Genomic DNA, 23,971 nt, shown 5'->3' with positions numbered 1-23,971 from the left:
GCCGCGCGTTGTCATGTCCATAGCGCGCCCGTGGGGAGCGCCGGGAGAGAATCCCTCCGTGACCCCCGCGCCGCTCCCCTTCTTCGTCTACGGCACTCTGCGCCCCGGCGAGGCCAACCACGCCCTGTTCCTGTCCGGCCGCACCCTCACCGAGGAGCCCGCGCGGCTGACCGGCGCGGTGCTGTACGACGGCCCGGGATACCCGTACGCCGTGGAGGCGCCCGGCGGACTCGTCCACGGGGACCTCGTCACCGTCCGACCCGAGTACTACCCCGACGTCCTCGGCGGGCTGGACCTCCTGGAGGAATACCGGGCGGACGACCCGGACAGCCCCTACCTGAGAGTTACCCGAGACGTCGTACGGGGCCGTGGCTCCGACGTCGTACGGGCCTGGGTCTACCTCGCCGGCCCCCGCGTCACCGCCCGCCTGCGCCGCACCGGCACCCTCGTACCGGAGGGTGACTGGCTCACCCGGCGCGGGCCCCTGCGCCAAACCGGTACCGGACGCGCGTCGAGCTGACGGTGTGTCGGTCACCCGTTCACCCCTCCCCCGGAAGGTTTTCCGCACCCCCGCCCCGAAACCCCCGTGACCTGCTGAAACACCGGCCGCGGCGCCGTACCTCCGCCACCCGTTCATCCCCTTTCTGACATCCCCTCAGGAAGCGCTCCCGCCCCGCTGCCTCTTACCTCGGAAGAGCAGAGGCACGACCGAGGCTCGGAGGAGCACCGATGCGACGTACCGTCCGGCTGCTGACCGGCACCGCGCTCGCCGTGGCCGCCGCGAGCGGGGCCGCGGCGCCCGCGTACGGCGGGGACGGCGACCGTCTGGAGGTGTACCCGTCGACCGTGGTCCCCGGCGGGCAGGTCACCGTCAACACCACCGCCTGCGGCGACGGCGGGACGGCCGCCGGGGACGCGAGCGCGGTGGGCGCCGGCCGGTTCACGCTCGCGCCGTCCACCCACGAGGGCGACGCCATCGGCCAGTTCAAGGTGCCGCCGAGCGCGCAGCCGGGGACGTACGAGATCGTCGCCGCGTGCGCCGAGGGCGGCAGGAAGGTCACCGGCGACCTCGTGGTGACGCTCGCGACGGCCCGCCGGCCGGCGTATCCGAGAGGGAGTGTGAAGACGGGGGTCGGCGGCGCGCTCGGTCCCGACCCCGTGCAGACCGCGGCCGGCGTGGCGGCACTCGCCGTCGCCGCCGCGGGCGGTACCTGGCTCCTGCATCGCCGGGCGAGAGGCGACGGGATCTGACGGACCCCTCCGCTGTCCGTCCTCCGGTACCGCATCCCCCTCCCCCTCCGGGTCCGACGCCCCTCGTGGCCCGGAGGGGGTACGGGGACCAGACGAGGAGAGGGGAACGTCCCATGCCCAGGGTCGGCAACACCGCGATAGCGGCCGTCACCGTCACCGCCCTCTGCTCGGGCGCCTGGCTGCTGCACCACGGCGCCGATGAGCACGCGCCGCCGCAGCCGTCCGCCGCGCAGGCCCGCTCCGCCGTGGTCGACCCCCGGTCGGCGCCCGCGCTGCCGCCCTCTCCCCCGGACCGCATCCGCATCCCGTCCATCGGCGTCGACGCGCCCCTGACGGGCCTGGGGCTCACCCCCTACGGGAGCCTCGACGTCCCGCCCGCCGCGAAGAAGAACCTCGCGGGCTGGTACGAGGCCGGCACCACGCCCGGCGAGACGGGGACGGCCGTCGTCGCGGGCCACGTCGACAACGCCGACGGCCCCGCCGTCTTCTACTCCCTGGGCGCGCTCCGCAAGGGCGCCGTCATCGAGGTCGAGCGCCGGGACGGGACCGTCGCCCTCTTCTCCGTCGACGCCGTCGAGGTGTACCAGGCGAGCGCCTTCCCCGACGAGAAGGTGTACGGCGCCGCCGACCGCCCCGAGCTACGGGTGATCACCTGCGGGGGCCCCTACTCCAGGACTACGGGTTATCAGGGGAACGTGGTGGTCTTCGCGCACCTGACGGGGACCCGGTGATACCCGTAGTACCCGAGGCTCAGGCCAGCCACTGCTCGTACGCCATGTTCACCACCAGCGCGAACACGACCGTCAGCAGGACGACCCGCACGAACCCGCTCCCCCGCTTCAACGCGGTGTGCGCTCCCACGGTCCCGCCGACGAGGTTGAACACCGCCATGAGCGCGGCAAGCTGCCAGATCACTGCCCCCTGCACGGCGAACGTCACCAACGCCCCCGCGTTCGTGCAGCAGTTGACGATCTTCGCGGTGGCCGACGCGCTCACCAGGTCGAGGTGAAGCACCGCGGTCAGCGTGAGCACCAGGAACGTCCCGGTGCCGGGCCCGATGAGCCCGTCGTAGAACCCGATCCCCACCCCCGCGAGCCCGATCGCCGCCAGCACCCGGCGCGGCCCCGCCGGCCCGGTCGCCGGAGCCGTGCCGAAAGCCGGCCGCGCGATCACGAACCCCGCGACCGCGAGCAGCACGACCATGATCACCGGCTTCAGGACCTCGGTGCTCATCCCGGCCGCGAGGAACGCACCCCCGGACGACCCGATCAGCGCCGCCACACCGATGCGGACGGCGAGCCGGACGTCCACCCGCGTCTTCCTGACGTACGTGACCGCCGCCCCCGAAGTCCCCACGATCGCAACGGCCTTGTTGGTGCCGAGCGCGTGCGCGGCCGGCGTCCCGGCGGGCAGTCCGAGGAGGAGCGCCGGGAGCAGCAGGAGCCCCCCGCCGCCGACCACCGCGTCGATCCAGCCCGCCGCGAGCGCGGCGAGGCAGAGCAGCAACAGGGTGGTCAGCGGTATGTCGGGCATGATCGCGACCTTACGGACGGGATGTGTGCAGCGTCCATCGACCTGAGGGAGTCCTGAGGTTCGGCGGGGCCTGGATCGCCGCGCGCAAACGCCCTTTCCCAGCCAAAGACATGCCGTCGTCCGTCGAATCGATGGCTAGAAGGGCATCTGGACCGAACCGGCTCACGGGCCCGATGCTGCCTATGTGGAACCGGTTGCTACGGATGTGGAAAAGATCGTCCGCCAGGACGCCGCCCTCCTGGAGGACGACCTGCGCGCTTTCGTCGACGCGCTCGCGGACGGCGGTGAGGGCGACGAGGGCGAGGTGTACGCCGACGCTCTGCGCCGCACCCTGTACGCCCCGATCGAGGACGCCCTCGGCTCCAAGGTGGGCCAGCAGGCGCTGCCGCCGAGACCGGACGCCCCCGGCGGCACGGCACCGCTGCGCCCGTCGATGGTGTACTGGGCGTACCGCAACTACCGGGGTTTTCCAGGCGAGTTGACCGACGCGGACGACTTCGCGGCGATCCGGCGGACCGCCGTCGCCGTCCGTATCCTGCTGAAGGCGGCCGTCGCGCTCGACGACATCCAGGACGGCAGCGCGGTCCGGTACGGCGAACCGGCGCTGCATGCCACGCACGGTGTGCCGATCGCCCTGAACACCGGGGCCTGGCTGGTGACGGCGGCGCTGCGGCACGCGGGCCAACCCGCTGCTGTGGCCGCCCTGTTGGAGAGCGTGGGCCGGGGTTTCACCGGCCAGGCCGGCGACTTGGCGTCCCGTACGGACGTGACGCGCGAGGCGCTGCTGACCGCGCCGCACGCGGACCGCGTCCGCTTCTGGGAGTCCGTCGCCGCGCTCAAGACCGGCACCCTGTTCTGGATGCCGCTGGACGCGGCCCTCGCGGCGCTCGGCGTCCGGGAGCGGGACCGGGAGGCGCTGGCCGACGCGATGCGCCGGCTGGGCCTGGCGAGCCAGCTCTTCAACGATCTCACCGACGTCGTACCGGAGTTCGGCGGCGCGAACACCCACGAGGACTTCGACGGGCTGGGCAACCGGGTGTTCCTGGAACTGCTCGACGCCGAACCACCGCGTACTGACGCCAACTTGAGTAGCGCCGACCTGCGGAGTTACGTCCTCACGCACCCCAAGCTCGACGCGACCCTCCTCCGACTCGCCGCCGACGCCGTGGAGTTGAAGCGCGCGGCGAAGGAGACGGTCCACTCGGTGTGCCGATCCCCCTACAGCGCCGCCTACTTCGACCTGACCATCGACCGCAAGGGCCACCTCATCGACCGCCTCCACCGCACGCTCGCCGAACGGAGCGGCGCGTGAACGGCTCGGCGGTCGGGCTGCTGCGGTCCCGCACCCGGGGCTGGCACGACACGCTGGAGCACACGGAGTTCGCCGTCGCGATGCTCGCGGGCTCGCTGCCGGTCGAGCTGTACGTGGGCCAACTCGCCGCCTACCGGCCGGTGTTGGCGGCGCTGGAGGACGAGCTGACGCGGTCGGCGTGTCCGGCCGTCGCGCGGGTGTGGTCGGCGGAGCTGGCGAAGGTGCCGTACCTCGACCGGGACCTCGGGCACTTCGCGGCGTCCGGGGTGCTGCCCCGGCCCGCGCTGGTGGCGGCCGAGGTGCGCGCGTTCACCGGGGACGTCCGCGAGACGGCGCGCACGGAGCCGGAGGGGCTGCTCGGGTTCCTCTATGTGCTGGAGGGGTCGACGATGGGTGCGCTGTACCTGCGCGGCCCGGTGTCGGCGGCGTACGGGCTGAGCGACGGCGCCGGGCTCGCGTACTACGGGAGCGGGGACCGGGCGCGCTGGAAGGCGGTCGCGGCCCGGCTGGACGAGGCTCTGCCGGGCGCGCGGGAGCGGGAACGGGCGGTGCGGGCCGCCGAGCGGGCGTACGCGCACACGGCGGCGGTGTCCCGGGCCCTGTCCCCGGCCCACCCGTAGACCCCGTAATACCCTCCCGGTAGACCCGTAGTACCCCTCTTCACCTGGGAAAACTGGTTTCCTCACAGGTCCCGGCGCGGCACGCTCCGGGACCTCACACCCCGTACGGGCCCCCGCTGAGGGCAGCGTTCCCCGTGGGAAACAGACGTGATGCGGCCGGGTAACCTCCGCGCCGCAGTCTCGACGTCATGACCTCGAACGACGGAGGCTCCTGATGCCCACGGACACCCCCACGATCGTGCTTGTCGGCCATGGCATGGTCGGCCAGCGCTTCCTCGAAGCGCTCGCCGCGCGCGGCCTGACCGCCACGCACCGCGTGGTCGTGCTGTGCGAGGAGCCGCGTCCGGCGTACGACCGCGTGCAGCTCACCTCGTACTTCTCGGGCACCAGCCCCGAGGAGCTGTCCATGACCGACATGGAGTTCATCGCCGAGCACGGCATCGAGCTGCACGTCGGCGACCCGGCGGAGACCGTCGACCGCGAGACCCGGACGGTAACCGCCCGCTCCGGCCTGCGAGTCGAGTACGACACCCTGGTCCTCGCGACCGGCTCCTACCCGTTCGTGCCGCCCGTGCCCGGCAAGGACGCGGCCGGCTGCTTCGTGTACCGGACGATCGACGACCTCCTCGCGATCGAGGAGTACGCGAAGGCGAGGGCGACGGTCGGTGCCGTCGTCGGCGGCGGGCTGCTCGGCCTGGAGGCGGCGGGCGCGCTGCAGGGGCTCGGACTCAGCACGCACATCGTGGAGTTCGCGCCCCGGCTGATGCCGGTGCAGGTCGACGAGGGCGGTGGCGCGGCGCTGCTGCGGACCATCGAGGAGATGGGCCTGAGCGTCCACACCGGGACCGGCACGCAGGAGATCGTCGTCGGCGCGGACGGCGCGGTCACCGGCATGAAGCTCTCCGACGGGTCCGAAGTGGCCACGGACATGGTGGTGTTCAGCGCCGGGGTCCGCCCGCGCGACCAACTCGCCCGGGACTGCGGCCTGTCGGTGGGCGAGCGCGGCGGCATCGCGGTCGACGAGCAGTGCCGTACGGTCACCGACCCGGCGGTGTTCGCGATCGGCGAGTGCGCGCTCGCGGCGGACGGCCGCGTGTACGGACTCGTCGCGCCGGGCTACGAGCAGGCGGAGACGGTCGCGGCGACCATCGCGCAGGACGAATCGGCCTTCCTGGGCGCGGACTTGTCGACGAAGCTGAAGCTGCTCGGCGTCGACGTCGCCTCCTTCGGTGACGCGCACGGCGCGGCCGAGGACTGCCTCGAGGTCGTCTACTCCGACGCCCGCTCCGGCCTCTACAAGAAGCTGGTCATCGCCCGCGACGGCACCCTGCTCGGCGGGATCCTCGTCGGCGACGCCGAAGCGTACGGCACGCTGCGGGCGTTCACCGGTTCCGTGCCGCCGGTCGCCCCCGAGTCCCTTGTCCTGCCCGCCGGTTCGAGCGGCGGCGCCCAGCTGGGGCCGTCCGCGCTGCCGGACGAGGCGGTCATCTGCTCCTGCAACAACGTCACCAAGGGCGCGATCCGCGGGGCGGTCACCGAGCACGCGTGCACCACGGTCCCCGAGGTCAAGAAATGCACCAAGGCCGGTACCAGTTGCGGCAGTTGTGTGAAGGTGCTGGGCCAGCTCGTCACCGCCGAGCTGGAGGCGAGCGGCGTCGAGGTCGACAAGGGCCTGTGCGGCTGCTTCGGGCAGACCCGCGAGGAGCTGTACGAGATCGTCCTCGCCCTGCGCATCAACACCTTCCGTGAACTCCTAGACCGCTACGGCCGCGAAGGCGCGCGGGGCGGTGACGGCTGCGAGACCTGCAAGCCGGCGGTGGGCTCGATCATCGCCTCCCTCGCCCCGGTGATCGGCGCGAGCGTCTACATCCTGGACGGCGAACAGGCCGCGCTCCAGGACTCCAACGACCACTTCCTCGCCAACATCCAGAAGAACGGCTCCTATTCGATCGTGCCGCGCGTGCCCGGCGGCGAGATCACCCCGGAGAAGCTGATCGTCATCGGCGAGGTGGCCCGCGACTTCGGCCTCTACACGAAGATCACCGGCGGTCAGCGCATCGACCTCTTCGGCGCCCGCGTCGAACAACTCCCGCTGATCTGGGCCCGGTTGGTGGACGCCGGTTTCGAGTCGGGGCACGCGTACGGCAAGGCGCTGCGCACGGTGAAGTCCTGCGTCGGCCAGACCTGGTGCCGTTACGGCGTCCAGGACTCGGTGCGGATGGCGATCGACCTGGAGCTGCGCTACCGGGGCCTGAGGTCGCCGCACAAGCTGAAGTCGGCGGTGTCGGGCTGCGCCCGCGAGTGCGCGGAGGCCCAGTCGAAGGACTTTGGGATCATCGCGACGTCCAACGGGTGGAACCTGTACGTCGGCGGCAACGGCGGCGCCACCCCGCGCCACGCGGACCTCCTCGCGCAGGACCTCGACGACACCCAACTCATCAGGCTCATCGACCGGTTCCTGATGTTCTACATCCGCACCGCCGACCGTCTGGAGCGCACCTCGACCTGGCTGGAGCGGATCCCCGGCGGCCTCGACCACGTGCGTGACGTGGTGGTGGAGGACTCCCTCGGCATCTGCGAGGAGCTGGAGTCGCTGATGGCCGCGCACGTCGCGAACTACCGCGACGAGTGGGCCGAGACCATCAACGACCCGGAGAAACTGGCCCGGTTCGTGTCGTTCGTGAACGCGCCCGACACCCCCGACCCGGTCGTCGGGTTCGTCCCGGAGCGCGACCAGATCAAGCCCGACCTGCCCCTGCTGTCGATCGGCATGCGTCCCATGGAAGGAAGTGTCCAGCGATGACCCTGGCGCCCGAGACGACCGACCTGAAGGTCCAAGTCAGCCTGGACGAAGGCTGGCTGACGGTCTGTGACCTCTCCGCGCTGCTGCCGGGCCGGGGCGTCGCCGCGCTGCTGCCGGACGGCCGTCAGGTGGCCGTGTTCCGGGACCGAGGCGGCGAGTTGTACGCGATCGACAACCGGGATCCCTTCAGCGGGGCGGGAGTTCTCTCCCGCGGCCTGACCGGCACCCACCAGGGCCGCCCGTTCGTCGCCTCGCCCCTGCTGAAGCAGCGCTTCGACCTGACGAGCGGCGCCTGCCTGGACGACGGTGACGTGAGCGTCGCGACGTACGAGGTCCGGCTCGGCTGAACCCCCGACTACCCCTGTCCGCGCACCGCCTGGAGTTCTCTCACCGGGCGGTGCGCCGACGTGTGTCCGCCACTTCCGCCGCCCTGCTTGGCAGTTGGCGCCACCGGCAGGCGCACGAAGGCGTCAAGCCCGCCCAGCGGGGCGGTGCGCAGCAGGGCCTCGCCGCCACTCGCGTGGGCCAGGCGCTGGACGAGGGCGAGGCCGAGGCCGGTGCCGCCCTTGGGGGCGTCGGGGGCCCGCCAGAACCGGTCGAAGGCGCGCCGGCGCTGCTCCTCGGTCATGCCGGGACCCTCGTCCATGACGTGGAGTTCGACGAACGGCTGGCTGAACTGCCGGGCGGTGAACCGGCGTTCGTGCTGGGCCGCGCGGCGCACGTCGATGAGGACGGTGGTGCCGGCGGGCGAGACCCGCAAGGCGTTGGAGAGCAGGTTGTCGAGGATCTGCTCGACCGCGCCGGGCACGGCGCTCACCTCGCCGGCCGCGTCCCCGGCGACCGCGAGCCGCACCCCGTGGCGCTCGTACAACGGCCGCCAGGCGTGGTGGCGTTCGGCGCGGACGGCGTCCAGGTCGACGCGTTCGCGTTCGGCGGCCTTCTCGTCCAGCCGGGCCATGGCGAGCAGGCCCTCGACCATCCGCGCGAGCCGGTCGGTCTCGGTCATCGCGGCGCCGAGGCTGCCGCGGGCCTGGAGCGCGATGTGGTTCTCCAGGTTCTCAAGTCGCAGGCGCAGCGCGGCCAGTGGCGTCTTCAGCTGGTGGGACGCCTCGCCCGCGAAGGCCCGCTGCGAGGTCAGCAGGTGTTCGAGGCGGGCGGCCGTGCGGTTGAACGTCGCGGCGAGGCTGCGGACTTCTGGCGGGCCGCTGGTGACGGCGACCGGGGTGGCGGTGCCGCCGGTCGCCAACTCGTGGGTCGCGCGCTCCAGTTCACGGATCGGGCGGCTGGTCCAGCTCGCGATGGCGAAGCCGACGACGGCCACGGCGGCGAGGACCGCGATGCCGCCGCCGAGCAGCAACAGCCAGACGTGGTGCACGCGTTCGTGGACCATCCGGGTGGGGACCGTGATGCGCACGGCGCCCTGCGGCCGGGCGCCGGGGCCGATGGGGGCGGCCACCGCGAGGTACTGCACGCCGCCGATCGTGGAGGTGCGGACGTCCTCGGTCGGTGAACCCCTGAGCGCGGCGGCGATACCGGGCCAGGAGGCGATGCGGCTCTCCTCCTCGGGCGTGAGGGGGTGGGAGGAGGCGAGCAGGCCGCCGTTCGCGTCGACGATGAGGACCTTGCCGCCGATCCGGGCCGCGCAGTGGGCCGCCCGCGCCGGCAGGTCCCGGGCCGCGCCGCCCGCCGCGATCGACAGGGCGGAGTAGGCCGACACCGACTCCGCCTCGTCCTTGGCGAGGTTGACGACGCGCTCGCGCTCCGCGCCCGAGTACACGTATCCCAGGGGGAGTTCGAGGCAGAGCAGGACGAGCGCGGCCAGCGTCAGGTAGCTGAGCAGCAGGCGGCGGGTCACCGCGCCGCCGTCCAGTCGTAGGCGGGCGCCGAGGTGTGCGGCTGGGTCTGGACGGCCAGCCGGAAGCCGACGCCCCGCAGGGTCTGGATCCACGCCGGGTTGCCCAACTTGCGGCGCAGGGTGGCGACATGGACGTCCAGAGTCTTCGTCGGGCCCTGGTAGTGGGGGTCCCAGACCCGGTCCAGGATCTGCTGGCGGGAGTAGACCGCGCCCGGGTCCTCGGTGAGCAGGGCGAGGAGGTCGAACTCCTTGGGGGTGAGGACGACGGGGTCCTCCCCGACCCAGACCTGCCGGGTACGCCGGTCGACCACCAACGGGCCCGGCGCAGACGGGGGTTGAGCGGAGACGGGGGCGGGTGGGGGCTCGTAGGCGGGGGCCGGGGTGTACGCGGGCGCCGGGGGCGGTGCGGGGGTGTACGCGGAAGGCGTGGCGGCGTACGCGTGGATCGCCGCCGACGTCGCCGTGTCGGCGTCCGGGACCGTGAACTCCCCGCCCCCGCTGACCCGTTGGGACCTGCGCGTGACCGCCCGCACCCGGGCCACCAACTCCCGCATGCTGAACGGCTTCGCGAGGTAGTCGTCCGCCCCCAGCTCCAGCCCGAGGACGCGGTCGGCCTCTTCGCCGCGCGCGCTGAGGATGATGATGGGCACGTCCGAGACGGCGCGGATGCCCCGGCAGACGTCGATGCCGTCGATGTCCGGCAGCCCCAGGTCGAGCAGGACGACGTCGCCGTGAGGGCCCCGGAGTCCTTCGCCGCCGGTGCGGACGTGCTGCACCGTCAGACCGAAGTGGCCCAGGCCCTCGACGAGGGGTTCGGCGATCGTCTGGTCGTCCTCGATGAGCAGGACTCGTACGCCACCCATGCGTTCCCGTCTCTTCCATTCGATATCCATACGTCACCGCGGATTCGCCACCGTACAAGAAGGACCGGGAATCCGTCGCGCGCTTCCCGGCCATTGTGATCGGGGCCTCAAACCACTGACAAGAAATGTCCGGTCACTGTCGGCGATTTAGTGTTCCGCTAACCTTCCGCTGGCCCGTCCTCCTCTAACGTTCTGGACACACACCTCTGACCTGCGGATTTTCTCCGCAGTACGCGTTCATCGGGAGGAATCGTGCAGGCTTTGCTGGATCGCGCGCGGTCGTTCAAGCGGCGGGTCGACTTCGAAAGCGGTGAATACCGGAAACTGGCTGAGGGGCAAAGTCCGGAGGTTCTGTTCATCACCTGCTCGGACTCGCGCGTGATACCCGCGCTGATCACCGGAGCGCGTCCGGGCGAGATATTCGAGCTGCGCAACGCAGGGAATATCGTCCCGCCGCACGACGGGCAGGGCCCCTCCGGCGAGGCCGCCACCATCGAGTACGCGCTGGAGGTGCTGGGCGTTCAGGACGTCGTCGTCTGCGGTCACTCGCACTGCGGCGCGATGGGCGCGCTGACCGCCGGCGACGACCTGTCGACGCTGCCCGGTGTCGCGGCCTGGCTGGGGCTGGCCCGGCCGGGTCTCGCGCCCGCCCTGGACTCCGTGCCGCGCGAGCCGTCCCTGCCGGACGTCGTCCAGCTGAACGTCGTCAACCAGCTTGCCGAGCTGGGGAGTTACCCGGTCGCTCGGCGGCGGGTGGAACAGGGGCGGCTGCGGTTGCACGGGTGGTACTACGAGGTGGACACGGGTCAGGTGCACGAGCTGGACACCGACGGGGCGTTCCGGGTGCACGCGGCATGAGCGGGACGCATGCGGCGCGGATGGGCCGGGGACGAAGTCGGTTCCAGGGAGTGGGAGTTGATCCCAAGACGGCAAAGTCGGCGAAGTCGGCCAAGTCACCCAAGAGCGACCTCGGTACCGAGATCACCGCCTCGCTGGTGGTGTTCCTCGTCGCCCTCCCCCTGTGCATCGGCGTCGCCGTCGCCTCGGGCGTCCCGGCCGAACTCGGCATCATCTCGGGGGTGATCGGCGGGCTCGTCGTCGGGGTCGCCCGGGGTTCGACACTCCAAGTCAGCGGCCCCGCAGCCGGGTTGGCGGCGCTGGTGGCGGAGACCGTGCTGGAGCACGGAGTTGCCATGCTCGGCGTGATCGTGCTGTTCTCCGGGCTGCTCCAGATCGTGCTGGGGCTGGTGCGGTTGGGGCGGTTCTTCCAGGCGATCTCGCTGGCCGTCGTCCAGGGGATGCTCGCCGGGATCGGGCTGCCGCTGATGTTCGGCCAGGCGTATCCGATGATGGACGCGAAGGCGCCGGGCACGCCGATCGAGAACATGGCCGGCATCCCCGGGCTCCTCGCGGACACGTTCGCGAACCCGCAGGCGCTGATCGCGGCCGGGCTCGGCGTCGTCACCGTCGTCCTGAGCTTCCTGTGGAAGAAGGTGCCGGGGCCGGTCAGGAAGGTGCCGGCCGCGCTGGTCGCCGTGGCGATCGGGATCGGCGTCGCGGCGCTGCCCGGCGTCGAGGTGAAGACGCTCCAGGTCGGCAACCTGCTGGCGTCGGTGAACGTGCCGGGTCCGGCGGAGTTCGCGGGGCTCGCGGACGCCGGGATCATCACGGCGGTCCTGACGTTCACCGTGATCGCCTCCGCCGAGTCGCTGTTCACGGCCGCCGCCGTGGACCGGATGCACGACGGGGCGCGCACCCGCTACAACCCCGAGCTGATCGCGCAGGGTGCGGGCAACACGGTCGCCGGGCTGCTGGGCGCGCTGCCCATCACCGCTGTGGTGGCCCGGAGTTCGGCCAACGTGCAGGCCGGGGCGAAGACTCGGCTGTCGCGAACCCTGCACGGCGTATGGCTGTTGGCGTTCGCGCTGCTGCTTCCGCAGGTGCTCGCGCTGATCCCGATCTCGGTCCTCGCGGGCGTACTGGTGCACAGCGGCTGGAAGTTGTTCGCGCCGGAGGAGTTCCCGAAGATGTGGCGGCAGGACCGCGGGGAGTTCGCGGTCATGACGATCACGACGCTGGTCATCGTCGCGACGGCCCTCCTCGAAGGGGTGCTGATCGGGCTCGCCGCCGGGATCGTGCTGGCCGCGCTGCGGATGTCGCGGACCGTGATCCGGCGGCACGAGGACGAGGACACGGCGAAGGTCGTGATGGCCGGCAACGCGACGTTCCTGCGGCTGCCCGAGGTGATCGAGGCGCTGGAGGGGGCGGCGGAGTCGGGCAAGCCGCGGATCCGGCTGGACCTGACGGGGGTGACCCACCTCGACCACGCCTGCCGGAGTCAGGTGGAGGAGTTCGTGGCGCAGCAGCGGGGGAAGGGGGTGCGGGTCGAGTTACTGATGCCGCACGAGAAGCGGGAGGCCGTGGAGACCCCGCAAACTTCGCAGACCCCGCAGACCCCGGCCGTCGAGACGCCGCTGCCCCTCAGGGTGCCCCCTACCCCCTCCGCCCCCTCCCCCACGGCTCCCTCCCCTACGGCCGAGTGGTTCTACCTCGACACGACCCCCATGCCCGAGAGCTACCCGCAGGAGTACGCCGCGCAGGACTACGGGTACTACGAGCCGCCCCAGGAGTCGTACGGGTACTACGGGTCACCCCAGGAGTCGTACGGGTACTACGCCAACCGCTGATCCCACACCACCCCCGTCATCCGCTCCGACACCTCCCACAGCCACTCCGCCACCCGGTCGTCCCGCGTCCGCGGTGCCCGCCACGACGGCGCCGGCGCCCCCCGCCACATCGCGAAGGACGGCCCGGTGAAGGAGTCGGGGCGGACGGCGTCGGCGGTGGCCGCGTAGAGGATGGGCAGCGCGCCGGTCTCCGCCGACTGGGCGATCGCCCGGTCCCCGAGTTCCATGAGGAGCCGGCTCCCGCGCCCGCCGACCCCCGCCGCGAGCCCGGTGGAGGCGTACCCGGGGTGCGCGGCGGCGGCCACGACGGCGGACCCGGCGTCCGCGAGGCGCCGGGCGAGGGCGTGGGTGAAGAGGAGGTTGGCGGTCTTGGACCGGGCGTAGGCGGTCCACCGGTGGTAGCTGCGCAGCCCGTTGGGGTCGCGCAGGTCCACGTTGGCCATGGCGTGCATCATGCTGGAGACGGTCACGACGCGCGCGCCGGGTTCGGCGGCGAGGAGCCGGGGCAGCAGGAGCCCGGTCAGCGCGAAGTGCCCGAGGTGGTTGACGCCGAACTGCGTCTCGAAGCCGTCCGCGGTGGTCCCGTAGGGGACGGCCATCACGCCCGCGTTGTTGACGAGGAGGTCGAGCCGGTCGTAGGGGAAACGTTCCGCGAAGCGGTGGACGGAGCGCAGGTCGCCGAGGTCCACGAGCCGCGTCTCGACGTTCGCGTCCGGTGTCTCGCCCCGCAGCCGCTCGGCCGCCGCTTTCGCCCGGGTCTCGCTGCGGCAGGCCAGCACGACGCACGCCCCTTTGCGCGCCAGCTCCCGCGCGGCGACGTACCCGAGGCCGCTGTTGGCCCCGGTGACGACCGCCACCCGGCCCTCCTGATCCGGCATGTCCCCCGTGTTCCAGCCGCGCATGGCCCGCCGCTCCCTCCTGAATGGTGACCTGCCCACATTAGGAGGGGGCCTGTCGGGACGGCGTATGTAGACAGCACGGAAACGGTGAACACCGAAAGTAGTACGGGTATGACGCACGGAGGGCGGCGCCCCCGCACAGGGCGCCGCCCTCTCCTGTGTACCGGAGCCGCCGCCGATCGGTGAGGGTCGGGGACCGTCGGCGGCTCCGGGGCCGGGGAGTGGTCAGCGGTGGTCGCTGCCCTCGGACTGGGTCGCGGCCCGGCCCGCTTCGAGGCGGGCGACGGGGATGCGGAACGGGGAGCAGGAGACGTAGTCGAGGCCGACCTCGTGGAAGAAGTGGACGGACTCGGGGTCGCCGCCGTGCTCGCCGCAGACGCCGAGCTTGAGGTCGGGGCGGGTGCGGCGGCCGGCTTCGGCGGCGGACCTGACGAGGGAGCCGACGCCGTCGCGGTCGATCGTCTCGAACGGGGAAACCCCGAAGATGCCCTTCTCCAAGTAGGCGGTGAAGAAGGAAGCTTCGACGTCGTCGCGGCTGAACCCCCAGACGGTCTGGGTGAGGTCGTTGGTGCCGAAGCTGAAGAACTCGGCGGCCTCGGCGATCTGATCGGCCGTCAGGGCGGCGCGGGGCAGCTCGATCATCGTGCCGATGGACAGCTTGAGTTCGGTGCCGGTGGCGGCCTCGACCTCGGCGATCACCTGGTCGGCCTCCTCGCGGACGATCTCCAGCTCCTGGACGGTGCCGACGAGCGGGATCATGATCTCGGCGCGCGGGTCGCCCTTGGCGGCCCTGCGGGCGGCGGCGGCCTCGGCGATGGCCCGTACCTGCATGGTGAACAGACCGGGGATGACGAGGCCGAGGCGCACCCCACGCAGGCCGAGCATCGGGTTCTGCTCGTGCAGGCGGTGGACGGCCTGGAGGAGGCGCAGGTCGTTCTCGTGCGGGTCCTTGCGGGACTCGGCGAGGGCGACGCGGACCGACAACTCGGTGATGTCGGGCAGGAATTCGTGCAGCGGCGGGTCCAACAGGCGGATGGTGACGGGGAGTCCGTCCATCGCCTCGAACAGCTCGACGAAGTCCCGCTTCTGGAGCGGGAGGAGTTCCTTCAGCGACTCCTCCCGCTCGGTGTCGGTGTCGGCGAGGATCAGCCGCTCCACCAACTCCCGCCGGTCGCCGAGGAACATGTGCTCGGTGCGGCACAGCCCGATGCCCTGGGCGCCGAACCGCCGTGCGCGCAGGGCGTCTTCGGCGTTGTCGGCGTTGGCACGCACCCGCAGCCTGCGCTTGCGGTCGGCGAACGCCATGACGCGGTGGACGGCTTCGACGAGTTCGTCGGCGTCGTCGGCGCCCGCGTGCATGCGGCCCTCGAAGTACTCGACGACCGGGGAGGGCACGACCGGCACCTCACCGAGGTAGACCTTGCCGGTGGAGCCGTCGATGGAGATGAGGTCGCCCTCCTCCACAACTCGCCCGCCCGGTACGGTCATCCGCCGCCGCTTGGTGTCGACCTCCAGCTCCTCGGCGCCGCAGACACAGGTCTTGCCCATGCCGCGCGCGACGACGGCCGCGTGCGAGGTCTTGCCGCCGCGCGAGGTGAGGATGCCCTCGGCGGCGATCATCCCGTCGAGGTCGTCGGGGTTGGTCTCGCGGCGGACCAGGATGACCTTCTCGCCGGAGCGCGACCACTTGACGGCCGTGTACGAGTCGAAGACGGCCTTGCCGACGGCGGCGCCGGGCGAGGCGGCGATGCCCCGGCCGACCTGCTCGGCCTTGGCGTGCTCGTCGAAGCGGGGGAACATCAGCTGCGCCAACTGGGCGCCGGTGACGCGTTGCAGGGCCTCGGTCTCGTCGATCAGGCCCTGGTCGACGAGCTGGGTCGCGATGCGGAAGGCGGCGCCGGCGGTGCGCTTGCCGACCCGGGTCTGGAGCATCCAGAGCTGGCCGCGCTCGATGGTGAACTCGATGTCGCAGAGGTCCTTGTAGTGGTTCTCCAGCGTCTCCATGATCGCCATGAGCCGGTCGTAGGACGCCTTGTCGATCGTCTCCAGCTCCGCGAGGGGGACGGTATTACGGATACCGGCGACGACGTCCTCGCCCTGGGCGTTCTGGAGGTAGTCCCCGTAGACCCCCTGATGCCCGGAGGCGGGGTCGCGGGTGAAGGCGACGCCGGTGCCGGAGTCGGGGCCGAGGTTGCCGAAGACCATGGAGCAGACGTTGACGGCGGTGCCGAGGTCGCCGGGGATGCGTTCCTGGCGGCGGTAGAGCTTGGCGCGGTCGGTGTTCCAGGAGTCGAAGACGGCCTTGATCGCGAGGTCCATCTGCTCGCGCGGGTCCTGCGGGAAGTCCCGGCCGGTCTCCTTCTTGACGATCTTCTTGAAGGTGGCGACGAGCTTCTTGAGGTCGGCGGCCTCCAGCTCGGTGTCGACCGTGACCTTCTTGGCCTGCTTGGCCTTCTCCAGCGCCTCCTCGAAGAGGTCGCCGTCGACGTCGAGGACGGTCTTGCCGAACATCTGGATCAGCCTGCGGTACGAGTCCCAGGCGAAGCGGTCGCTGCCGGCCTGGGCGGCGAGGCCCTGGACCGACTTGTCGGAGAGGCCGATGTTGAGGACCGTGTCCATCATGCCGGGCATGGAGAACTTGGCGCCCGAACGGACCGACACCAGAAGGGGGTTGTCGTGCTGGCCGAGCTTCTTGCCCATCCGGGTCTCCAGCGCGTCGAGGTGCGCACTCACCTCGTCACTCAGTGCCTCGGGGGCGGCGCCGGTCTCCAGGTAGACCTTGCAGGCGTCGGTCGTGATGGTGAACCCAGGAGGTACGGGTAGCCCCAGGTTGGTCATCTCGGCGAGGTTCGCGCCCTTTCCACCGAGGAGGTCCTTGAGGTCCTTGTTTCCTTCGGTGAAGTCATAAACGAACTTCGCGGTGTGCGCTGTGTTGTTCTCCGACACGGTTCTCGACTCCTCAAGGACGCGGCGGCTGCCCTGACGGCCAGGAACATACCCAGATCAAAGGCTTCCCGGCAGGTCCAGGCGCATGTCACTTGCCCGTAACCCGCCGTGAACCAGCAGATCGAAAGTCAAGCCAAGGTAATGGACAGCCAGACCTTTCGTTCACTTCTTGAATGCGGGAACCCCCACCCCCTCCACCCTAGCGCTCATATGAGCGCTATTCAACACGCATGATTTTGATCGATGAACGATCAAGGGGTGACACTCGGTGCCACCCCTTGAGGAAGTGCAGTCACTCAAGATCCGCTCATGTGAGCAGAACCCCTATCAGACGTGGTGAGAATCACTAGTACCCGAGAGCCACCAACCGCTCCTCCACCCGCTCCGGCGCGTACAGGTGCTCCACCACCATCGCCCCCGCCCCGACCAGCCCCGCCCGCTCCCCCAGCCGCGAGGTCACCACCTCCAGATGAGCGGTCGAGCGCGGCAGGGCCCGCTGGTAGAGCAGTTCCCGCACCCCGGTGAGGAACGGCGTCCCCGCGAGGTCCCCGGCGATCATCAGGACGCCCGGGTTGAGGAGGGTGACAACGGTGGCGAGGACGTCGCCGACCTGCCGCCCGGCCTCCCGCGCGAGCGCCGCCGCCTCCGGGTGCCCCGAGGCGAGCAGGTCCCGCACGTCCGCCCCCGAGGCCGCCGGCACCCCGGCCTCCGCCAGCCGACGCGCGACGGCGCCCCCGCTGGCGACGGCCGCGAGGCACCCGTACGACCCGCAGCGGCACAGCGCCTCGGCGCCCACCCGGATGTGCCCGATGTCGCCCGCGCCCCCGTCGATCCCCCGGAAGACCGAGCCGCCGACGACGACGCCGGCGCCGATCCCGGTGGACACCTTGACCAGCACGAACGCCGAGCAGTCCGGGTGCCCGGAGCGCTGCTCCCCGTACGCCATGAGGTTGGCGTCGTTGTCGACGAGCACCGGCACCGGGGGCGCCCCGGTATGGTCGGTGAAGGCCCTGGAGAGGCGGCCTCTTATGTCGTAGCCGTCCCAGCCCGGCATGATCGGCGGCTGGACGACGCGGCCCGTCTCGATGTCGACGGGGCCCGGCACCGCGAGGCCGATGCCGCACACCTCGTCCGCCCGGTGGCCCGCCTTCTCCAGCAACTCGGCGAACCAGCGCCCGAGTTCGGTGAGGACCTGCTCGGGGCCGTCCTCGATGACGAGGGTCCCGGAGTGCTCGGCCAGGATCTCGCCGGTGAGGGAGAGGACGGCCGCGCGGGCGTGCCGGGTCTCCAGGTCCGCCGTGAGGACGACGGCGTGCGCGTCGTCGAACTCCAGGGTGATGGACGGCCGTCCCCCCAGAGGTGAGTCGACCGGTCCCCCGGCGCCCTCGCGCAGCCAGCCCGCGCGGAAGAGTCGGTCGAGCCGCTGCCCGACGGTGGCCCGCGAGAGCCCCGTCAGCTGCTGGAGCGCACCGCGCGTCGTCGCCCGCCCGCTGCGTACCAGGGCGAGCAGTTCTCCGGCGCTCGCCTGACCCCGAACCTGACCCCGTGCGGACGTCCGACCGGTCATGCGCACCCCCTTGTGTTTCCCAAGCCTGCATTACATATTGAGTTTTGCGTGTTAAATAGACGTAACCCTACGGTAGCCACTACCGAACCGGCCGGTCAGCCATGTCGTCGTCGGGGAGCCCCGCGTGGATCGCACTGCCCAGCTCATCGCCCGCACCGCGGGGTACACCACTGCATACGATCCCGGTGGTACGGGGTCGCTGCACCTCAGGGCGGTAGGGGTACTACGGGACAACTGGACCGGGACCTCGACGGTCCCCTCCCGCAGCCTGTACCCGCACCAGTGGTCGTGGGACTCGGCGTTCATCGCGATCGGCCTCAGGCACGTCTCGCCGGTGCGCGCGCAGACCGAACTGGAGACGCTGCTCGCGGCGCAGTGGGACGACGGACGGATCCCGCACATCGTCTTCAACCCCTCCGTCCCGCTCGACGCGTACTTCCCGAGCCCCGACTTCTGGCGTTCCTCGGTCGCCGGGCGCGCGGCGGGCGCCCCGCGCACGGTACAGACCTCCGGCATCGTGCAGCCACCGGTGCACGCGCTCGCCGCCTGGCTGGTGCACTGCGCCGACCCCGGTGTGTCGCGGGCGCGCGGCTTCCTGTCCCGGGTGTACCCACGGCTCGCGGCCTGGCACCGCTATCTGCTGCACCGGCGTGACCTCGGCGGCGCCGGCCTCGCCTCGGTCGTCCACCCCTGGGAGCAGGGCATGGACAACTCCCCTTGCTGGGACGCCCCGTTGGCGCGGATCACCCCGGCGCCCGCGCGGTCCTTCCGGCGCGCCGACCTCGACCACGGGGCCGCCGAGGACCGGCCGACGGACCTGGACTACGGCCGCTACGTCCGCCTCGCGACCGACTACCGGGACGGCGGATACGCCGACGGCGCCGGGGAGTTCGCCGTCGAGGACCCCGCCTTCAACGCCCTGCTCGTCGCCTCCGAGCACGCACTCGCCCGGATCGCCCACGAGTTGGGGGCGACGGGCACCGCCCGGCACGCGCGCGCGGAACGCCTGACGGCCGCGCTGCTGGACCGGCTCTGGGACCCGGCCGAGGGGATGTTCTTCTGCCGGGACGTCGTCGGCGGCGGCCTGATCCGCGAGCGCGGCGTCTCCGGACTGGTCCCGCTGCTGCTGCCCGGCCTGCCGCGCGAGGTCGCCGAGGCGGTCGTACGAACGCTGGGCGGACGGCACTTCGGGCTCGGGGCGGCCACCCGGCTCGTCCCCTCCTACGACCTGCTGGGCGAGGCGTTCGACCCGCACCGGTACTGGCGCGGGCCCGCCTGGTTCAACACGAGCTGGCTGCTGGAGCGGGGGCTTCGCCAGCACGGCGAGAGCGCGCGGGCCGACGCGCTGCGCACCGCCTTCCTCCGGGCCGCCGGGGACTCGGAGTTCGCGGAGTACGTCGACCCGTACACCGGCGAGGCGTGCGGGGCGACCGGCTTCGGCTGGACCGCCGCGCTCACGCTGGATCTCCTGCACGACACGGAACTTGACGACACGTCAGCCGACGCCGTGACCGGCACGGCGGGCGGGGTCACGGGTACAGGCACGGGCGACAGGGTCGCGGGGAACACGACCGCGGGCAACACGATCGCGGGGAACAAGGGAGGGGACCGGGAATGACGGACCGGCATCATCTGCTCGTGCACGGCGGGACGTTCGCCGCCGTCGGCGACCGCGGGGACATCAGCGGCGTCGGCTCCGGCACCTCCCTGGAGGGGCTGTTCGTGCGCGACGCACGGCACTTGAGCCGCTGGCAGCTCACCGTGGACGGGGCCGTCCCGGAGGCGCTGGCACCGGTCACCGCCGGGGACACCGCGAGCTGCGTCCTCGTGCCGCGCGGCGGGCGCGGCGAGCCGCCGTCCTGCACGCTCTTCCGTGAACAGGCCGTCGGGGACGGGGCGTTCATCGAGTCGCTGCGGGTCGTCAGCAACCGTCCGGTGCCGACGACCGTGCGGCTCGCGGTCACCGCCGACGCCGACTTCACCGACCAGTTCGAACTCCGCTCCGACCACCGCACCTACGCCAAGTCCGGCGTCGTGCGCCGCCGCCAAGTCCTCGACGACGGCGTCGAGTTCACCTATCAGCGCGGCGAGTGGCGGTCGGTCACGACCGTGACGGCCGACCCCGCGCCCGACGGGGTCGAGGAGACCGGCACCGGGGCCCGACGGCTCGTGTGGGCACTGGAGTTGGCGCCGCACGGGTCGGCCGAGGTGACCCTGCGGGTGATGGCCCGGCCGCACGGGGAGAAGCGGGCGCTGCGGGTGCCCAGCTCGCCGGCCGCGCTCAGCGAACAACTCCTCGCCGCCGAGGGTGAGTTCGTCGAAGGGGTCGCGTTCCCCACCGGGTGGCCGGAGTTGGCCGCCGCGTGTGCCCGCGGGCTCGCCGACCTCGCCTCGCTCCAGGTGCCCGCCGTCGGACCCGACGGGGAGGAGCTGCGGGTGCCGGCCGCCGGGGCACCCTGGTTCCTCGCGCTGCTCGGGCGGGACGCGCTGCTCACGTCCCTGTTCGCGCTGCCCTACCGGCCCCAGCTCGCCGCCTCGACGCTACGGGCGCTCGCCGCGAGCCAGGCCACCGAGACCGGGCCGCACGCCGTCGCGCAGCCCGGGAAGATCGTCCACGAGGTGCGGCACGGGGAGCTGGCGCACTTCCAGCAGGTCCCCTACGGGCGGTACTACGGGTCCGTCGACGCGACGCCGCTGTTCCTCGTCCTCCTCGGGATGTACGTCGAACGCACCGGGGACCTCTCGCTCGCCCGGCGGCTCCAGGGCAACGCGCGCGCGGCCGTCGACTGGATGCTCGACCACGGGGGGCTCTCCTCGCGGGGCTACCTCGTCTACCGCGCGGACCAGGGCGGGCTCGCCAACCAGAACTGGAAGGACTCGCCGGGGGCGATCTGCTCCGCCGACGGGACCCGGGCGCGCGGCACCGTGATGGCCGCGGGAGCCCAGGGGTACGCGTACGACGCCCTTCGGCGTACCGCCTGGGTATCACGTACCGCCTGGGCGGACGACACCTACGCGGCGCTGCTCGAACAGGCGGCGGCCGATCTGCGGGACCGGTTCCAGCGGGACTTCTGGATGCGGGACGCCTCCTTCCCCGCGCTCGCGCTCGACGGGGAGGGGCGGCACGTCGACGCGCTCGCCTCCGACGCCGGGCATCTGCTGTGGTCCGGGCTGCTGGACAAGGAGTACGGGGAGGTCGTGGGGCGGCGGCTGCTCGAACCCGACTTCTTCTCCGGGTGGGGGGTGCGGACGCTGGCCTCCGGGCAGGCCGCGTATCACCCCCTCTCGTACCACCGGGGGTCCGTGTGGCCCCACGACAACGCGCTCATCACCCTCGGTCTCGCGCGGTACGGGTTGCACGACGAGGCCCGGACCGTCGCCCACGCCCTGGTCGACGCCGCGACCGCCACCGGGCACCGGCTGCCGGAGGTACTCGCGGGGTACGGGAGGGATACCCACGGGGTACCGGTGCCGTACCCGCACGCGTGCGTTCGCGAATCCCGCTCGGCGGCGGCACCGCTGGCACTGCTGACGGCGGTGGGAGGGGCGTAGTACCCGGAGAACCCCTGTAGTACCCGTAGAACCCTGAGGGCACATCGTTCACCCCTTGGTTCGCCATTTGCCCTGCGTTTGCCTGTTTCTGCCCCCGGCGGCTGAACACACCCCGGGAGCAGCCCGTACGAAATGGTGGCGGACCCGGACCTCCACACCGGGTCCGCCGCCCTCCTGGGCCACAGCTTCGTACGGAAGGACCTTCGGGTGCCTGTCTCCACACGCTCACGCCAACAGCCGGAACCGACCCCACCCGAGGGTGCGGGGGATGCCGCCGACCTCGGCGCGGATACGGTGGACGCCGTGAGTACCGAGGCGGAGAAGGCGGCCGAGACGGTCGAGACACCCAAGACGGCTGAGGCAGCTGAGACGGTCGAAGGAGACGCCGAGAGCACGCCGCCCGGCACACGCTTCGCCCGGCTCCGGGCCTGGCGTGAGCGGTACCCCGTCGCCGCGCGGATCGTGTGGTGGACCGGAACCGTACTGTCCGTGGCACTGGTCTACGCCGCGTTCCTGCTGCCCGTACCCGTCTCGACGTTCAAGCTGAGCACGTTCCTGCGGCTCCCCGGCGAGGCCATCGTCACCGCCGCGCTGCTGATCGCGCTGCCCAGGCGCCCCCGGCTCGTGTTCGCGATCGTCGGCGGTATCGGACTGGCCGCGCTGACCGTGGTGAACGGCCTGGAGATGGGCTACCGGGACTACCTCGGGCGGAGCTTCAACCCCGTGCTGGACTGGGAGTTGCTGGACGACGCGAAGTCGTACGTGGCGGACTCGTCCGGGAGGACGGCGGCGAACGCGCTCGCGATCGGCCTGGTCGTCCTCGTCGTGCTGCTGTTCGCGGGGATGGTCGGGGCGCTGATCCGGATCGGGAACATCCTCGGCCGGGACGTCCAACGGGCCACGCGGGGAACGCTGTTGGTGGGGACGGCGTGGATCACGTGCACGATCCTCACGGTGAACGTCGCCGGGATCCCGTTCGCCTCGTACCGGGCCGCGAACGCGCTGAACTCCCAACGGCGGCAGGTCCAGGCGACGTTGAAGGACGAGGCCGCGTTCGCGAAGGTCGCGAAGAACGACAGGTTCGGCAACACGCCCCCGGCGCAGCTCGTTCCGGACCTGCGGGGCAAGGACATGCTGTTCACGTTCATCGAGAGCTACGGCCGCAGCGCGATCGAGGACCCGGTCATCGCGCCGGGCGTCGGCAAGACGCTCACGGAGAGCACGGCGGCGCTGGCGAAGCTCGGATTCCACGCCAAGAGCGGGTGGTTGACGTCGTCGACGTACGGCGGCGGGAGCTGGTTCGGGCACTCGACGACCATGTCGGGGCTGTGGATCGACAACCAGCAGCGGTACCGCACGGTGATGGCCAGCGACCACCTCTCTCTCACCAAGGCGTTCCAGAAGACCGGCGCCTGGGACACCGTCGGCATCATGCCCGGGGTGCAGAAGAGCTGGCCCGAGCAGAAGTACTACGGGCTCGACACGGTCTACAACGCCTTCCAAATGGGTTACAAGGGGCCGAAGTTCAGCTGGTCGACGATGCCGGACCAGTACGCGCTGGAGTCCTACCAACGCCTGGAGCACGGCAAGAAGCGCGACAAGCCGCTGATGGCCGAGATCATCCTGACGTCCAGTCACATGCCGTGGGCGCCGATCCCGAAGATGGTCGACTGGGCGGACGTGGGCGACGGTTCGGTCTTCCACGAGATCCAGAAGGAGGGCCTGAAGTCCTCCGAGGTCTACAACGACGACACCAAGGCCCGTACGGAGTACGGCAAGTCGATCCAGTACTCGGTGACCGCGCTCACCCAGTGGATGGAGCGCTACGCCGACGACGACACCGTCCTCGTCTTCCTCGGCGACCACCAGCCCAACGCCAGGGTCAGCGGCGTCAACGCCAACCGCGACGTCCCCGTCTCCATCGTCGCCAAGGACCCCAAGGTCCTGGAGAAGGTGGCCGGTTGGAACTGGACGGACGGTCTCAAGCCCGCCCACGACGCCCCCGTCTGGAAGATGGACCAGTTCCGCGACCGCTTCCTCACGGCCTACGGCTCGACCCCGCACCCGAAGAGCGACTGACGTC

18 protein-coding genes are annotated in these 23,971 nt (G+C 71.5%); 12 read left to right on the top strand and 6 right to left on the bottom strand.

Annotation, left to right across the window (positions count from 1 at the left end):
• Nucleotides 1-58 precede the first annotated feature (58 nt).
• From IAG44_RS27730 to IAG44_RS27720, 3 genes are all read left to right on the top strand, one after another.
• On the top strand, nt 59-520 hold the full coding sequence (locus IAG44_RS27730; protein ID WP_246562138.1) for a gamma-glutamylcyclotransferase family protein: 462 nt from the start codon (nt 59-61) through the stop codon (nt 518-520).
• Nucleotides 521-729: 209 nt separating this feature from the next.
• A complete protein-coding gene (locus IAG44_RS27725; RefSeq protein ID WP_187749795.1) occupies nt 730-1,251 on the top strand; it encodes a hypothetical protein in 522 nt (173 codons plus the stop codon).
• 113 nt (nt 1,252-1,364) lie between these two features.
• Nucleotides 1,365-1,982, top strand: coding sequence for a class F sortase (locus tag IAG44_RS27720; protein ID WP_187749794.1), 618 nt, complete (start codon nt 1,365-1,367; stop codon nt 1,980-1,982).
• 19 nt (nt 1,983-2,001) lie between these two features.
• Here the strand turns inward: IAG44_RS27720 and IAG44_RS27715 are convergent, their stop codons facing one another.
• Nucleotides 2,002-2,784: a sulfite exporter TauE/SafE family protein gene (locus tag IAG44_RS27715; RefSeq protein ID WP_187749793.1), complete on the bottom strand. Its 783-nt coding sequence runs from the start codon at nt 2,782-2,784 to the stop codon at nt 2,002-2,004.
• A 205-nt stretch (nt 2,785-2,989) separates the two neighbouring features.
• Here IAG44_RS27715 and IAG44_RS27710 point away from each other — a divergent pair, with 205 nt between their 5' ends.
• The 4 genes from IAG44_RS27710 (at nt 2,990) to nirD (ending at nt 7,866) form a co-directional block, all read left to right on the top strand.
• Nucleotides 2,990-4,096, top strand: a complete 1,107-nt coding sequence (locus tag IAG44_RS27710) for a polyprenyl synthetase family protein (RefSeq protein WP_246562137.1) — start codon at nt 2,990-2,992, stop codon at nt 4,094-4,096.
• Complete coding sequence (locus IAG44_RS27705; RefSeq protein WP_187749791.1) at nt 4,093-4,716, top strand: biliverdin-producing heme oxygenase; 624 nt, start codon at nt 4,093-4,095, stop codon at nt 4,714-4,716. The genes IAG44_RS27710 and IAG44_RS27705 overlap by 4 nt, the downstream gene beginning before the upstream one ends.
• A 214-nt stretch (nt 4,717-4,930) precedes the next feature.
• A complete protein-coding gene (gene nirB / locus IAG44_RS27700; RefSeq protein WP_187749790.1) occupies nt 4,931-7,519 on the top strand; it encodes a nitrite reductase large subunit NirB in 2,589 nt (862 codons plus the stop codon).
• On the top strand, nt 7,516-7,866 hold the full coding sequence (gene nirD, locus IAG44_RS27695) for a nitrite reductase small subunit NirD (protein ID WP_187749789.1): 351 nt from the start codon (nt 7,516-7,518) through the stop codon (nt 7,864-7,866). Before nirB ends, nirD begins: the two co-directional genes overlap by 4 nt.
• Before the next feature lie 8 nt (nt 7,867-7,874).
• Here nirD and IAG44_RS27690 read toward each other — a convergent pair whose 3' ends face one another.
• On the bottom strand, nt 7,875-9,374 hold the full coding sequence (locus IAG44_RS27690; RefSeq protein ID WP_187749788.1) for a sensor histidine kinase: 1,500 nt from the start codon (nt 9,372-9,374) through the stop codon (nt 7,875-7,877).
• Nucleotides 9,371-10,237, bottom strand: a complete 867-nt coding sequence (locus tag IAG44_RS27685) for a response regulator transcription factor (RefSeq protein ID WP_187749787.1) — start codon at nt 10,235-10,237, stop codon at nt 9,371-9,373. The genes IAG44_RS27690 and IAG44_RS27685 overlap by 4 nt, the downstream gene beginning before the upstream one ends.
• A gap of 252 nt (nt 10,238-10,489) precedes the next feature.
• On the opposite strand from IAG44_RS27685, the gene IAG44_RS27680 reads away from it, so the two are divergent.
• On the top strand, nt 10,490-11,095 hold the full coding sequence (locus IAG44_RS27680; RefSeq protein ID WP_187749786.1) for a carbonic anhydrase: 606 nt from the start codon (nt 10,490-10,492) through the stop codon (nt 11,093-11,095).
• A complete protein-coding gene (locus IAG44_RS27675; protein WP_187749785.1) occupies nt 11,092-12,924 on the top strand; it encodes a SulP family inorganic anion transporter in 1,833 nt (610 codons plus the stop codon). Before IAG44_RS27680 ends, IAG44_RS27675 begins: the two co-directional genes overlap by 4 nt.
• Here the strand turns inward: IAG44_RS27675 and IAG44_RS27670 are convergent.
• The 3 genes from IAG44_RS27670 to IAG44_RS27660 all read right to left on the bottom strand — a co-directional run bounded on the left by IAG44_RS27670 (nt 12,909) and on the right by IAG44_RS27660 (nt 18,336).
• On the bottom strand, nt 12,909-13,826 hold the full coding sequence (locus IAG44_RS27670) for an oxidoreductase (RefSeq protein WP_187749784.1): 918 nt from the start codon (nt 13,824-13,826) through the stop codon (nt 12,909-12,911). The two genes, IAG44_RS27675 and IAG44_RS27670, sit on opposite strands and share 16 nt — an antisense overlap.
• A 222-nt stretch (nt 13,827-14,048) precedes the next feature.
• On the bottom strand, nt 14,049-16,769 hold the full coding sequence (ppdK, locus tag IAG44_RS27665) for a pyruvate, phosphate dikinase (RefSeq protein ID WP_187749783.1): 2,721 nt from the start codon (nt 16,767-16,769) through the stop codon (nt 14,049-14,051).
• Nucleotides 16,770-17,115: 346 nt separating this feature from the next.
• The gene (locus tag IAG44_RS27660; protein ID WP_187749782.1) at nt 17,116-18,336 is read right to left on the bottom strand and encodes an ROK family protein; all 1,221 of its coding nucleotides are present in this window, start codon (nt 18,334-18,336) and stop codon (nt 17,116-17,118) included.
• 124 nt (nt 18,337-18,460) lie between these two features.
• Between IAG44_RS27660 and IAG44_RS27655 the strand changes: the two genes are divergently transcribed.
• From IAG44_RS27655 to IAG44_RS27645, 3 genes are all read left to right on the top strand, one after another.
• The gene (locus IAG44_RS27655; RefSeq protein ID WP_246562134.1) at nt 18,461-19,954 is read left to right on the top strand and encodes an MGH1-like glycoside hydrolase domain-containing protein; all 1,494 of its coding nucleotides are present in this window, start codon (nt 18,461-18,463) and stop codon (nt 19,952-19,954) included.
• Entirely contained in the window at nt 19,951-21,888 is a 1,938-nt protein-coding gene (locus IAG44_RS27650) for an amylo-alpha-1,6-glucosidase (RefSeq protein WP_187749781.1), read from the top strand. The genes IAG44_RS27655 and IAG44_RS27650 overlap by 4 nt, the downstream gene beginning before the upstream one ends.
• A gap of 132 nt (nt 21,889-22,020) precedes the next feature.
• Entirely contained in the window at nt 22,021-23,967 is a 1,947-nt protein-coding gene (locus tag IAG44_RS27645) for an LTA synthase family protein (protein WP_187749780.1), read from the top strand.
• Nucleotides 23,968-23,971 lie beyond the last annotated feature (4 nt).

The sequence above is a fragment of the Streptomyces roseirectus genome (assembly GCF_014489635.1).
GTDB lineage: Bacteria > Actinomycetota > Actinomycetes > Streptomycetales > Streptomycetaceae > Streptomyces > Streptomyces roseirectus.
The sequence above is the reverse complement of the archived record's forward strand: the minus strand, read 5'-3'. Positions and strand labels throughout refer to the sequence as shown.